Raw genomic sequence first — 13,991 nt, forward strand, 5'->3', positions numbered from 1 at the left:
CTCCTACACAAAGCGTCGTCAGTCGTCCGCTACGCCATGCTGGCCATGCTGCTGCCGCTGCTCGCCCACGCCGAAGAGATGCCGCGCTACGTCAGCCGCGACGGCCACCACGCGCTGTTCGTCGACGGCGCGCCGTACAGCATCATGGCCGCGCAGCTGCACAACTCCAGCGCCTGGCCGCAGGTGTTGCCGCAGTCGCTGGACGCAGTGCAGGCGCTGCATGCCAATACGGTCGAGGCGCCGGTGTACTGGGAACAGTTCGAGCCGGAGCCGGGCCGCTACGACTACCGCAACGTCGATGCGCTGGTCGAGCAGAGCCGCGCGCGCGGGCTGCGCCTGATCGTGCTGTGGTTCGGCACCTGGAAGAACGGGCAGATGCACTACGTGCCGGAATGGATCAAGCGCGATCCGGCCACGTATCCGCGCATGCGCGACGCCAAGGGCGAGCCGGTGGATGTGCTGTCGCCGCATGCGCCGGCCAATGTGCAGGCCGACGCGCGCGCCTTCGCCGCGCTGATGCAGCACCTGCGCAAGATCGACGCCGGCCGCTACACGGTGATCGCGGTGCAGGTGCAGAACGAACCCGGCGCGATCGGCACCGTGCGCGACCACGGCGCCGCCGGCGAGCGCGCGTTCGATGCCGCGGTGCCGGCGGAAGTGCTGCAACGGTTTGGCAAGCCGGCCGGCACCTGGACACAGGTGTTCGGCCGCGACGCCGAGGAAATGTTCAGCGCCTGGAGCAACGCCAGCTACATCCAGCAGGTCGCCGCCGCCGGCAAGGCCGCGTATCCGCTGCCGCTGTACGTGAACACCTGGCTGCGCTACAAGGGCCGCACCAAGCCGGGCGAGGAATACCCGGCCGGCGGCGCCACCTGGAACGTGTTCGACCTGTGGCGCCTGGCCACGCCGGCGATCGACTTCATCGGCACCGACATCTACACCAGCGACTACGACGAATACACCAGGGTGGTCGGCCAGTACGCGCGCGCCGACAACCCGGCCTGGGTCTCGGAGACCGGCTTCGAGGCGGCCACCGCGCCGTACCACTTCCACGTGCTCGGCCGCGGCGGCATCGGCTTTTCGGTGTTCGGCATCGACGGCAACGAGGACACCCCGGAGAACCAGGCCGCGATCGCCGCGCATGCGGCCGGTTTCGGCCTGCTGGCGCCATTGCAGCGCGAACTGGCCGCCGGCGCGTTCGCCGGTACCTTGCAGGCGGCGGTGGAGAAGGCCGGGGTGCCGAAGCAGAGCCTGCGCTTCGGGCCGTGGCAGGCGCAGGTGTCGTTCGGCGCGCCGGGCTGGGGCGAGGCGCCGGCGATCCTGCCCGGCACGCCGCAGCACGATGGCCGCGCGCTGGTGCAGGAACTGCAGCCGAACGTGTTCCTGGTCACAGGTTTCAATTCCCGCGTTGAATTTGTGCGCGACCGTGCCGATGGCAAGTACGGGCAACTGCTGCGCGTGGAGCAGGGCCGCTACGTCGATGGGCAGTGGCGGTTCGTGCGCCTGTTGAACGGCGACGAGACCGACTACGGGCTCAATTTCCGGCGTGCCGATCCCTACGTGCTGCGGGTGACCGTGGGAACCTACTGACCTTGCGGCCGCAACCCGGCCGCCCGACGAGCAAACGCGCATGAGTTCCATCGCCTCGGTGTCCTCGATCGCCCTGTCCGGCATGCGCGCCGCCGCCTCCGGCCTGCAGGCGCGCGCGAACAATGTCGCCAACGCCGCCACCGAAGGTTTCCAGCGTCAGGTGACGGCCAACCAGGAAGCACCCGGCGGCGGCGTCAGCGTCCAGGTGCAGGCGGCGGGCCGCGAGGGCAGCGACCTGGTCGACGACATGGTCGGCGGGCTGTCCGCACGCAACGATTTCCAGGCCAATGCGCGGGTGCTGCGCGCGGCCGACGACACCATCGGCAGCCTCCTCGACATCCTGGCCTGAGGCCGCGCCGCTCTCCTTCTCGCTGCGGGACCATGGCTCCCTTCTTTGGGGAAGGTGCCCCGCAGGGGCGGATGAGGGTACGGGCGCAGCCTCGCGTACCTGCTCCTGCGCAACCCGCAAGAGCAAGCACAAAGCCCAGCGCAGCTCCTGCACCCCACCCGGCGCTATGCAATTTTCCGCACCGATCCTCGACACAGCGCACAAGACGTCGCCGCACCTGCGGCGCACGATGATGCGCTATTGCTCATCGGGGGACGGTACATGGATCGGAGAGATTTCCTGCGTCAGGGGCTGGCGGTCGGCGCGGTGGCCGGTGTCGAAGCGCTCGCCGGCGGCATCGCCGCGCCCGCGAATGCAGCGCCCGCCGCGGCGCCAGCACCGGCCCTGCCACGCCTGCAGCCGCTGGCCGCCGATGCGCTAGCCGGCCACACCCTGCAATGCCGCTTCACCGAGGCCGGCGCGCAGTGGCAGGTGTACGAAGACCTGCGCAGCGCCGATGGCGACCTGACCCTGCTCGGCCCCGGCGGCGCGCTGGTGCTGGGCAAGCGCACCGAAGCGGTCTACCCCAGCGCGCAGGCGCCGTACTTCGGCATGAAGCTGGCCGACGTGGCGCTGGCCGAAGCCGATCTGCTCGCCGACCGCCTGCTGCGCGACGGCGATCCGCGCATGGACGAAGTGCGCGACGCGGCGCCGCCGCCGGCCTCGCAACTGGATCCCAAGGACTACAACGGGCGCCTGCCGTGGACGACCTTCGTCGGCACCCGCGAATGCGCCGACACCATACCCGTGTATCCGGACGGCCGCACCCGCGCCTATCGCGCGCTGCACGCCTTTCCCGAGCTGGGCAAGGCCGAACTGGTCGCACGCCGCCACGAAGGCCTGATCGGCGGCTGGATGCCGGCGGTGCGCAAGGTGGTGCCGGCCGGCGAGGGCCGCTACTACGATGTGCTGCTGTTCGCCGACGTGCTCGCCACCGATCGCTTCATCGTGCAGACCTGGCACCGCAGCGCGCTGGTCGAGCACGGCCAGGTGACCAAGGTGGTGTACGGCTACAGCTATCCCGACTATCCGCCGCGGCGCGGTCCGCGCAGCGCCGAGGACTTCTACCGCGGCTTGCTGGCCTTCGCCGGCTACTGGCAGGGGCTGCTCGCCGACACCGTGCAGGCGCAGCTGCCCGATGCCAGCTGGAGCGACATGGCGCGCTTCGCCTTCGCCCGCGAACTGGTGGTGCGCCCCGGCGGCACCTATCCGAAATACGGCGCGGTCGATCGCGACTACTACGGCAACGAATACGACGGCTTCCAGGACACCTTCACCAGCTCGCTGTACGCGAACCTGGAGTGGGGCCGCTTCGCCCAGGCCGGCGCGGTGCTGGACGGCTACTTCAGCGACTTCGTGCAGGACGACGGCATGGTCAACATGCGCGGCGCGGAGACCGGCCAGTTCGGCCTGACCCTGTCGCTGCTGGCGCGCTACCTGCGCTACACCGGCGATGCGGCGCTGCTGCGCAAGCACCGCGGCAAGATCGAAGCGACGGTGCAGATCCTGCTGGAACTGCACGACGCCAGCCTGAAGCTGCCGGCCAAGGCGCCCGGGCACGGCCTGATCCATGGCTGGAACGAATCCGACGCCTGCCTGTTCCCGGACCCGACCCTGTGGTGGAAGCCGTACTACGCCAACAGCGCGCTGGCGATCCGCGGCTGGCAGGACATCGCCGCGGTGTGGACCACGATCGCCGGGCCGGGCGCGCAGGCCGCCGCGGCGCAGTGGCGGCGGCGCGCGCAACAACTGACCGCGCAGCTGCACACGACCCTGCGTGCCAATATCCGCCGAGACCTCAAGCCGGCCTACATCGGCCCGCTGCCGGGAGTGAAGCTGACCTTCCGCCAGTCGCTGCAGCAGGAGAGCCCCAGCGAGCAGGGCTGGCCGCACCGCGCCTACGCCGAACTGCTGCAGGCCGACGTGCTGCCCGACGAGCTCGCGCACCTGGTCATCGATTGCGTGCGCGGCCACGGCGGCACCAGCCTGGGCGTGGTCGGCAACATCGCCCCGCCCACCCCGGAAGGGCGCGACCTGCTCGGCTTCATCTCCTACGGCTACGCGCAGCAGCTGTTGCGCCTGGACCGGATCGAGGAATACCTGCTGTTCCTGTACGCGCACCGCTACCACGTGCACACGCGCGGCAGCTGGACCGCGGGCGAGGTCAGCGGCATCACCGGCGGCATGCCGCTGTTCTGCATCCCGGCGCAGATGACCATCCCGCTGCTGCTGCGCTGGATGCTGGTGTTCGAGGATAGCGCCGGCGAGGAACTGTTCCTGGCGCGCGCGCTGCCGCGCGCGTGGCTGGGCAGCGGCGAGCCGATCGCGATCCAGGCCGCACCGACCCGCTGGGGCGCGGTGTCGTTGAGCCTGCGCGGCGATCCGGCGCGCAAGCGCATCGACGGCACGCTGAGGTTGCCTGCGCAGGCACCGGCACGCACCTGGCTGACCCTGCGTGTGCCGGCCGGCACGCAGGTGCGCGAGGTGCTGATCGACGGCCGCGCGGTGGCGCTGTCCGGACCGCGCAACGAGCGCGTGCAGGTGCCCGCCGGCGCGGCGCGGGAAATGACGATTTCGGCCGCCTACGGCTGAGTGGCGAAAAAGTCGGAAATGTCCCGTTGCGCGTCGCGCAATGCGATATTCCGCACGTTTAACCGATAAATACGACAAGACGACGCCATCACGGTACGCGCACATTGTGTCCGTGCAATGAAGTCTCCGGGGGAGATTCCTGCACGATGCAGCGCCGCACGCAGCGGCGACGGCGGCAGCTCGCGCTGCCGCCGCGCCTTGCACACGACGCCCTGTTCCGTCCCGCCAACGACCGCTGGCGATGGGGATGGCAGCCCGGGGAAGGGCATGCCGGCCCTGCCGATCGTCATGCGTCGCCGCCCAGGAGAATCCCGATGTCGTCTTTGTCTGAACGCGCTGCGCCGCTTTTCCCGTCTTCGTGGCGCCGCGCGCAGCGGCCGGGCCCGCTGGCAGCGGCGATCTGCACCGCACTGGCGCTGGCCGCGACCGCGCCGGCCGCACTGGCGCAGGACGCCACGGCCGACAACGCGGCCGCCACCACGCTGGAAAAGGTCACGGTGACCGGCAGCCATATCCGCCGCGTCGATGCGGAAACCGCCAGCCCGGTGATCACCATCGACCGGCAGCGGATCGAGGACAGCGGCCAGGACACGCTCGGCCAGCTGCTGCAGCAGCTGCCGGCGATGGCCGGCAACATGCCCAACATCTCGCTCAATTCCGGCTTCAGCCACGGCCGCGCGCTGGTCTCGCTGCGCAACCTCGGCGCCGAGCGCACCCTGGTGCTGGTCAACGGCCACCGCATGGCCGGCCCGGCCAGCAGCGTGTCCGCCGCGCCCGGCGTGGACATCAACGCCATCCCGGCGGCGATGGTGGAGCGCATCGAGGTGCTGACCGACGGCGCGTCCTCGGTGTACGGCTCCGACGCCATCGCCGGCGTGGTCAACATCATCCTCAAGGACAAGTACGACGGCGCCGCGGCGACCGTCGACTACGGCCAGAGCACGCACGGCGACGGCAACCGCCGTTCGGTGGGCGTGGAGTGGGGCAAGACCTGGGAGCGCGGCGGGCTGATCCTGGGCCTGAGCCGCAGCTCGATGAACGCGCTGTACGACGAGGACCGCAGCTATGCCAAGACCGCGGTGAACTATCTCAACGGCCAGGTGGTGGAGCGCCGCGGCAACGGCACCCGCGCCTTCCTCAGCGACGGCAGCGTGCTGACCCCGAACAGCGGACTGGCGCCAGGTGCGGTCGATGCCAGCGACTTCCACACCTACAGCCAGGCGGTCGAAGGCTATAACTCCTATTACGGCCAGTACCTGATCACGCCGGTGCAGCGCACCAACTTCTCCGCCCATGCCAGCTTCGACTTCACCCCGAACGTGCAGGGCTACCTGGACATGTTCTGGACCCGCAGCGAGACCACCTCGCAGCTGACCGCCTATGGCCTGGAGCTGCCCAACGCCTCGCAGAACTACTACAACCCGTTCGGCAGCCAGCTGTCGCGCTACCTGCTGCGCTCGGAGGCGGCCAACACCCGCGTCTACACCTCGACCATGTATCAGACCAACATCGTGGCCGGGCTGCGCGGCAAGTTCGCCGACACCAGCTGGCAGTGGGACGCGGCGGCAGGCTATGCGCGCTACAAGGACACCCTGGTGCGCAACGGCTTCTCGATCACCTCGGCGCTGAACAACGCGGTCGGCGCCTCGTTCCTGGACAGCGACGGGGTGGTCAAGTGCGGCACGCCGGGCAACGTGATCTCCGGCTGTACCCCGATCAACGTGTTCAATCCGGACGATCCGGCGACCATCGCCGGGATCAAGGCCACCCAGAGCGCGGTCGACCTGATCGACGAGAGCACGATGAAGTTCGCCGAGGCCAGCGTCAACGGCGACCTGTTCGCGATGCCGGCGGGGATGGTGCAGGCCGCGTTCGGGCTGTCGTTCCGCAAGAACGGGTTCTCGCAGGGCACCAGCAATCCGGTCGCCGCCGCCGATGCCGAAGGCAACTGCGACTACAACGACGGCTGCATCATGAACCAGGGCCACGAGGAGACGATCAAGGAAGCCTATGCCGAGGTGCTGATCCCGCTGCTCAAGGACGTGCCCGGCGCGCAGGCGCTGAACCTCAACCTGGGCACGCGCTATTCCAAGTACGACTACTGGGGCAACACCACCAACAGCAAGGTCGCGCTGGAATGGCGGCCGATCGACAACCTGCTGATCCGCGCCACCGGCTCGGAGGTGTTCCGCGCGCCGGCGCTGGGCGACCTGTACGGCTCGCCGTACAACTCGGTGGTGGACAGCACCGGCGACTATACCGATCCGTGCAACGGCTACACCGGCGGCGGCAACGCCGCGGCCTGCGCCAACGTGCCGACCAACGGCAGCTTCGTCAACACGTCCTCGTTCACCGTGCTGACCACCGGCTCGGCCAATGCCGGCTTCGCAATCAAGCCCGAGCAGGGCCGCTCCTACAACGTCGGCGCGGTCTACGATCCGGGCTGGGCGGACGGCCTGTCGCTGAACCTGGACAGCTGGCGGGTCACCCTCGACGACATGATCAACGGCGTCGGCCTGGATCAGGTGCTGCAGAACTGCTACGACGGCCAGAGCGCCTACTGTCCGTTGATCCAGCGCAACGCCAGCGGGCAACTGGTCAGCGTCACCGTGCCGTTCGCGATCAACAGCGGCAAGGTCGATATCCGCGGCTACGACATCGGCATCAAGTACGCGTTGCGCGACACCGCCTGGGGCAACTTCCAGGCCGGCGTGGATGCCACGTTCCTGTCCAGCTACAAGTTCAGCGGCGACGACCACAACTACGTCGGCGAGATGTCCAGCTACGGCAACATGCCGCGCTGGCGCGCCAGCTTCAACCTGGGCTGGGACAACGGGCCGTGGCACGCCAGCTGGAACACGCGCCTGCTCGGCCCGACCACGGTCGGCAGCGCCTACGAGGACTTCTGCGTGAACACCGCCGCCGACGGCAGCTGCGTCTACTTCAAGGTCGGCACGGTGACCTACCACGACGTCTCGCTGAGCCGGAAATTCGAGAGCCTGCACACCACGCTGTCGGCCGGCGCCAACAACGTCGGCAACCGCAAGCCGCCGCAGTACTACGGCTATGCGAGCGCGGCCAATACCGACGCGTTCACCTACGACACGCTGGGACGCTACTTCTGGGCCCGGCTCAGGACCGAGTTTTGAGGTTGCCGACAGGCGGCGTGGCCGCGGCATGGCGGCGGCCGCGCGCCGCCGCCGCGTTGCGCGCGGTGCTGCTGGGCGCGGCGTGCGGCGCGGTGGCGGCCAGCGCCGTCGCCGCGGCGGATGGCGAAGCGTTGCAGGCCAGCAACGCCGCGCTGGGCTATCCGCGCTTCAAGGGCACGCCGACGCCGATTCCGGACAGCGGCGTGGCCTTCGCGCCGGGCGGGCAGCTGCAGCGGGTGTTCGCCGCCGATCTGGCGGCCGGCGCCGGCACTGCGCCGGGCAGGGATTTCTGGATCGATCGCATGCTCGCGCGCAGCGGCACCGGCGGCGGCTTCGACGACGACAACAACTGGCTGTTCAGCCGCGGCCGCGCCGCGTACATGTACACCCACCAGCCGCAGCAGCCGGGTTTCGTCGGCGATGTCGCCTATGCGCACAAGACCGGCCACGATGCGCTGTTCCGGCTGCAGGCGGAGATCGACGGCAAGCCGCTGCACCTGGTCGAGGACAGCGCGCAGCGGCGGCAGACGCCGAGCTATTTCAGCAGCGTCTACGCCGATGCCGGCGCCGGCGTGCGGCTGCGCCTGGTCAAGTTCATCAGCGAGCAGAACGTGGCCGTGGCCGAGGCCACGCTGTCCAGCAGCGACGGCATGGCGCGCACGCTGACCCTGCGCGCGATCTCGCCGATGGCCACGCATGCCGACGGTGCCGAGCTCACCGGCGCGTTCGCCACCCACAACGCGATCACCACGGTGTTCCCGCGCCTGTCCGGCGACGGCTTCGCGGTCGATGGCGGTTCCATCGCGCGCCGCGTGGCAGTGCCGGCGAGCGGCGAAGCGGCCACGCTGAAGGTGCAGCTCGGGCTGGTCACGCGCGAACTGCCGGCGTCGTTGCAGGAGTACCGGCGCATCGCGGCGCAATCGCCGCAGCAGGCCTATACCGAGCACGTCGTCGCCTACAACCGCTGGTGGGCCGACAACCTGCCGTACCTGGACACGCCCGAGGACAACATCGACAAGACGTTGTTCTATCGCTGGTGGCTGCTGCGCTTCAATTTTCTCGATGCCGCGGTGCCCGGCAACGACTACCAGTTCCCGGTGGCGATCGAAGGCGTGCTCGGCTACGACAATGCGATCGTGCTGACCACCGGCATGTTCATCGACGACCTGAAGTACCTGCGCGATCCCAGCTACGCCTACGGCTCGTGGCTGGGCGCCGGCGAGACCGCCGGCGGCGGCAAGTACGTGGACAATCCCGGCGCGCCGGAGAACTGGTCCAATTCCTACGCCCAATACCTCAGCGCCGCCGCCTGGCGCGCCTACCAGCTGCACGGCGGGCCGCCGGCGGTGGCGGCGCAGCTGGCACGCTACGCCAGCGCCGACGTGGACGCGCTGCTGCGCGCCTACGACCGCAACGGCAACGGCCTGATCGAGTACGACTGGGCGGCGATGACCGGCAACGACGCCGACGCGGTGTCCTTCGACTGGGCCAAGCAGCACGGCCAGATCCGCATGGACCGCAGCGAGAGCGCCTACGTCTACGCCAACGCGCTGGCCGCGGCGCAGGCCGCGCAGCTCGCCGGCGATGCGGCCACCGCGTTGCGGATGCAGGCGCTGGCGGCGAAGATCCGCCGCGCCGTGCTCGATGTGTTGTGGCAGGACCACAGCGCGACTGCAGACGGCATGGGCCTGCACGGCGACCTGCTCAAGCAGCGCCAGGCCGATGGCGCGCGGCTACCGGTGGACTGGAAGGAGACCAACAACTACTACCCGTTCAGCGTCGGCCTGATGCCCAGGCAGGGCGATGCCGACTACGACCCGAAATACGTGCGCGCGCTGCGCCTGTTCGCCGACGCGCGGCAATACCCGATCTTCCCGTTCTACACCGCCAACCAGGCCGACCGGCAGGCCCGCGGCGCCGGTGGCAGCAACAACTTCTCGGTGATCAACTCCACCGTCGCCTTCCGTTTGCTCGGCAGTGCGCTGCGCGACTATCCCAGCCCGTACCTGGACGCGGGCAGCTACCGCAAGCTGCTGTACTGGAACGCCTGGGCGCACTACATCGACGGCGACAACCGCTACCCGGACCAGAACGAGTTCTGGGCGCAGGGCAGCGCCGCCGACGGCGGCAGCATCGGCTACCGCTCGTGGATCCACCACACCCAGCTCGGCGCGACCAACTTCACCGTGATCGAGGACGCGATGGGCCTGCGTCCGCGCAGCGACGCCAGGATCGAGCTGTATCCGATCGACATCGGCTGGGACCATTTCGCCGCCGACGCGGTGCGCTACCGGAATCGCGACCTGTCCATCGTCTGGGACCGCGACGGTCGCCACTACGGCGGCGCGGTGCCCAAGGGCTATTCCCTGTATCTGGACGGGAAGCTGGCGTTCACCGTCGATCGCCTGGCGCATGTGCTCTACGACCCGGCCAGCAGCCGCGTGCAGGCGCTGCCGGATGCGGTCAATGCGGACGCCGCGCAGCTGCGTGTGGTCAGTTCCAGGTCCATCGCCTTGCAGACACCGGCGCAGGTGCGCTTCGCCGCCGATGCGCGCATCACCGCCGTGCTGGCCGACGCCGGCGCGGACACCACGCTGCCGGCGACCGCGCACAACCTCGCGCAGGGTGCGACGGTGAGCGCCAGCTATGCCGCCGACGCGTTCCCGGCCACCGCGGCGGTGGACGGCAGCACCGCCAACGAACCGTTCTGGGGCACGGCCGGGTCGCCGTCGCGCAGCGACTGGATCGAACTCGACCTGGGCCGGCCGCAGACGCTGGACGACGTGCGTCTGTACTTCTACCGCAGCTCCTCGCCGCCCGGCGAACAGCACGGTTTCGCCTCCGGCACCCGCGCCGGCTACGCGCCGCCGTGGCTGTACGTGCTGCAGTATTTCGACGGACAGTCCTGGAAGACCGTGCCCGGCCAGGTGCGCGATGCGCCGATCGCGCAGGGTAATCGCAACCGCGTGCGCTTCCCCGCGCTGCGCGTGCAGCGGCTGCGCGTGCTGGTGACCCATGCGGGCACGCTGCGCACCGGGATCAAGGAAATCCAGGCCTATGCCAGCGGCGCGCGGGTGCCGGCGGCCAAGTCCAACCGGGCGCCGCAGGTCGAGGCCTGGCAGCAGGACGGCGTCGGTGGCGGCACGCTGCGTGTCGTTGGCCGCGTCGGCGACGACGCGCTGCCGAACGGCACCTTGGCGCTGCAGTGGCGCGTGCTGCAGGCGCCGCCGGGCGGCGCGGCGATCTTCGAAGAGCCGCAGGCGGCCAGCAGCAGCGTGCGCTTCACCGCGCCCGGCGCCTACACGCTGCGCTTGCAGGCCGACGATGGCGCGTTGCAAGGCCATGCCGACGTGGCCGTGGTCGCCGCGCCGACGCCGGTCGGACAGGGCCTGGAAGTGCAGGGCGACGCCGAGGCCAGCGCGCAGGTCACCGCCGGCCACCACCGGTTGCAGGCGCTCAACGACGGGCTGCTGCCCGCGCCGGATCAAGCGCCGTCCGCGGATCGCCGCTGGGGCAGCTGGGGCCGCGCGCAACCGACCTCGGTGTGGGTGCAGTACCAATGGCGGCAACCGCAGCGCTTGAACGGCGCCGCAGTCTACTTCTGGGACGACCAGCCCGACGGCGGCGTGGCGCCGCCGCGCGCGTGGAAGCTGCAATACCGCGATGGCGAGCAGTGGCGCGACATCGCGGTGCGCGGCGGCTATCCGGTCGCCGCGCGCGGCGAAGCGAGCCGCGTGGCGTTCGCACCGGTTACCACCACCGCGTTGCGCGCGGTGCTGGACACCGCGGCACAGGGCGACGGCCATGCCGCGGTCGGCATCGACGAATGGCAGGTCTTCGCCGAGCGCGCCGACACGGTCGAGCCGATCGACGTGCGGGTGGCGCCGGGCGAGACGCCGGCGCTGCCGCAGCGCATCGCCGCTTACTTCGCCGACGGCAGCTGGGACTGGTTGGGCGTGCGCTGGCCGCAACTCGACGCGGCGGCGCTGGCCAGCGAAGGCCGCGTGCAGCTGCAGGGCCTGGCCGACGGCGGCCTGCCGGTCAACGCCAGCATCTGGGTGCGCGCCACCGCGCCGGGCCAGATCAACACGGTGCAGGCGCCGCCGCCACTGCACGTGCGTGCCGGGCAGGTGCCGGCGCTGCCGGCGTTCGTCGGCGTGCAGTACAACGACGGCTCGCGCGAACGGGTGCCGGTGCAGTGGCCGCCGTTGGTGCCGGCCGCGTATGCGGCGCCGGGCACGTCCAGCATCGTCGGCAGCGCGCAGGGGCGCGGCGGCAGCGGGCAGTTGCCGGTGCGGCTGCAGATCGTGGTCGATGCGGCGGTGGCGCCATGAGCCTGCGCCGTGCCGCGCGCATCGGCGCCTGCCTGCTGCTGGCGCTTGCCGTTGCCGCAGCGCAGGCGGCACCGTTGCGCGCGCGCAGCGTGCACAGCGCTGGCAATCCGATCCTGGCCGACGGCCATGACTATTCCGCCGATCCGGCGCCGCTGGTCGCCGACGGCAAGCTGTACATCATCGCCGGCCGCGACGAGGCGCCGCCCGACGTCAACGACTTCGTGATCCAGCGCTGGCAAATGCTGGCGACCGACAATGTCGGCAGCGGCAACTGGACCCACTATCCCTCGTTGCTGCGTCCGGAGCAGGTCTTCGCCTGGGCCGCCGCGGGCCGCGCCTATGCCGCGCAGATCGTGCAGGGGCCGGACCGGCGCTACTACCTGTACGCGCCGGTGGAGGAAAAGCGCTCGCCCAACGCCGATCCGTTCGCGATCGGCGTGGCGGTCGCCGACAGCCCGCTGGGGCCGTGGCGCGACGCGCACCCGCAAGGGCCGATCCTGTCGCAGTCGCTGCCGGTCAGGAACACGATCCAGAACATCGATCCGACCGTGCTGGTCGACGACGACGGCCGCGTGTATCTGTACTGGGGCACCTTCGGCAAGCTGTTCGGCATCGAGCTGGAACGCGACATGGTCACGCCCAAGGGCGCGGCGGTGGCGGTGACCACGCTGGACGGCTATTTCGAGGCGCCGTGGCTGTTCAAGCGCAACGGCACCTACTACATGGCCTACGCCGGCAACCGCGCCGGACCCGACTCCGATTGCACCCCGACGCTGTATCACGCCTGCATCGCCTACGGCAGCGCGCCGTCGCCGCTGGGGCCGTGGACCTACCGCGGGGTGATCCTGCCGCCGGTGTCCTCCACCACCTCGCATTCGGGCATCGTGCAATTCAAGGGCCAGTGGTATCTGGTCTATCACACCGCCGATGCGAAGGGCGGCGGCCACTTCCGCCGCAGCGTGGCGATCGACCGGCTGGACTGGGACGATACGCAGCGGCCGGCGCGCATTCGCCCGGTGCTGGCCACGCGCGCGCCGCAGCCGCCACAGCCGGTGCAGCGCAACGTCGCCCGCTATGCATCCGCCAGCGCTTCCAACGGCCCGGACATCCCGCACCAGTACTGGATCGCCGCGCTCAACGACGGCGTGGTCAAGCGCAATCCGCTGCCGCCGCAGATGTGGGGCAGCTGGACCGCGCACAATCCGCCGCAGCAGTGGATCCAGTACAGCTGGGCGCAACCGGTGACGCTGCAGCGCAGCCGCATCGTGTTCTGGGCCGACCATCCGCCCGGCGCGAACGAGGGCGTGGCGCCGCCGTCGCGCTGGCATCTGGAATACCGCAAGGACGGGCAGTGGCTGCCGTTGGCACAGGCCCCAAACAGTCCGGTCGCGGGCCGGGTGCAGACGCTGCGTTTCGCGCCGGTGACCACGCGCTGCGTGCGCGCGGTGTTCGACGCCTCCGGCGGCGACGGCCGCTATGCCGCGCTGGCGGTGCAGGAATGGGAAATGTGGGCCACGCGCGCGCAGCGCCTGGCCCAGGCCGGCGTTGCCGATGCGCAGCGCTGCGACGCGCCCTGACCGGCACGGGGCGACACCGCATCGGAACGCCGCGACCGGCTCGGTTTGCGGATGACGCCAGGCCGGAAGCGGCGCCTTGCCGTGTGCCGACCACCGCGCACGACGGCGCGGGAACGGGGCGCGCTACGCGCCAGCCGCCGCCACCGTTTGCAATGCATCTGCAGATTTCCGTGTCAAAGGCGATGCTTTTGCACAAGACGCTGCACACGAAGGCGTGAAAGGATCGTGGCTGGCGATGCGCGGCGATGCGCGCCGCGTTCCGTGCCGTGCGTGGATGCACGGCCTCCGATGATCGATGCGGGTTCTCGCTGCAGCAGGCGGCGAGGGCACTGCGTCGCCTGGCCTGAATCCAAGGCAGGCC

Annotated in this window: 6 protein-coding genes; all 6 read left to right on the plus strand. The window is 70.2% G+C overall.

The features are described 5' to 3' along the window. The first annotated feature begins 36 nt into the window (after positions 1-36). The 6 genes from HDC36_RS01425 to HDC36_RS01450 all read left to right on the plus strand — a co-directional run bounded on the left by HDC36_RS01425 (position 37) and on the right by HDC36_RS01450 (position 13,630). Positions 37-1,590: a DUF5597 domain-containing protein gene (locus tag HDC36_RS01425; protein ID WP_255432560.1), complete on the plus strand. Its 1,554-nt coding sequence runs from the start codon at positions 37-39 to the stop codon at positions 1,588-1,590. Between the two features lie 40 nt (positions 1,591-1,630). Then, positions 1,631-1,939, plus strand: a complete 309-nt coding sequence (locus HDC36_RS01430) for a flagellar basal body rod C-terminal domain-containing protein (protein ID WP_179563889.1) — start codon at positions 1,631-1,633, stop codon at positions 1,937-1,939. A 261-nt stretch (positions 1,940-2,200) separates the two neighbouring features. Continuing rightward, on the plus strand, positions 2,201-4,570 hold the full coding sequence (locus tag HDC36_RS01435) for a Tat pathway signal protein (RefSeq protein ID WP_179563890.1): 2,370 nt from the start codon (positions 2,201-2,203) through the stop codon (positions 4,568-4,570). A 314-nt stretch (positions 4,571-4,884) separates the two neighbouring features. After that, entirely contained in the window at positions 4,885-7,719 is a 2,835-nt protein-coding gene (locus HDC36_RS01440; RefSeq protein ID WP_179563891.1) for a TonB-dependent receptor, read from the plus strand. A gap of 92 nt (positions 7,720-7,811) precedes the next feature. Next, positions 7,812-12,053 (plus strand): Ig-like domain-containing protein, encoded by a 4,242-nt coding sequence (locus HDC36_RS01445; protein WP_343204316.1) that lies wholly within the window; start codon positions 7,812-7,814, stop codon positions 12,051-12,053. Then, positions 12,050-13,630 carry a family 43 glycosylhydrolase gene (locus HDC36_RS01450; RefSeq protein WP_179563893.1) on the plus strand — a complete coding sequence of 527 codons (1,581 nt, stop codon included), beginning with the start codon at positions 12,050-12,052 and terminating at the stop codon, positions 13,628-13,630. The genes HDC36_RS01445 and HDC36_RS01450 overlap by 4 nt, the downstream gene beginning before the upstream one ends. Positions 13,631-13,991: the final 361 nt, after the last annotated feature.

The organism is Xanthomonas sp. JAI131, assembly GCF_013410075.1.
In the GTDB taxonomy this organism is placed as follows: domain Bacteria; phylum Pseudomonadota; class Gammaproteobacteria; order Xanthomonadales; family Xanthomonadaceae; genus Xanthomonas_A; species Xanthomonas_A bonasiae.

What these genes read in the sequence shown, in the direction of transcription:
- HDC36_RS01435 (WP_179563890.1), top strand. Translation starts at nt 2,201, where the DNA reads ATGGATCGGAGAGATTTCCTGCGTCAGGGGCTGGCGGTCGGCGCGGTG.
- HDC36_RS01425 (WP_255432560.1), top strand. Translation starts at nt 37, where the DNA reads ATGCTGGCCATGCTGCTGCCGCTGCTCGCCCACGCCGAAGAGATGCCG.
- HDC36_RS01430 (WP_179563889.1), top strand. Translation starts at nt 1,631, where the DNA reads ATGAGTTCCATCGCCTCGGTGTCCTCGATCGCCCTGTCCGGCATGCGC.
- HDC36_RS01440 (WP_179563891.1), top strand. Translation starts at nt 4,885, where the DNA reads ATGTCGTCTTTGTCTGAACGCGCTGCGCCGCTTTTCCCGTCTTCGTGG.
- HDC36_RS01450 (WP_179563893.1), top strand. Translation starts at nt 12,050, where the DNA reads ATGAGCCTGCGCCGTGCCGCGCGCATCGGCGCCTGCCTGCTGCTGGCG.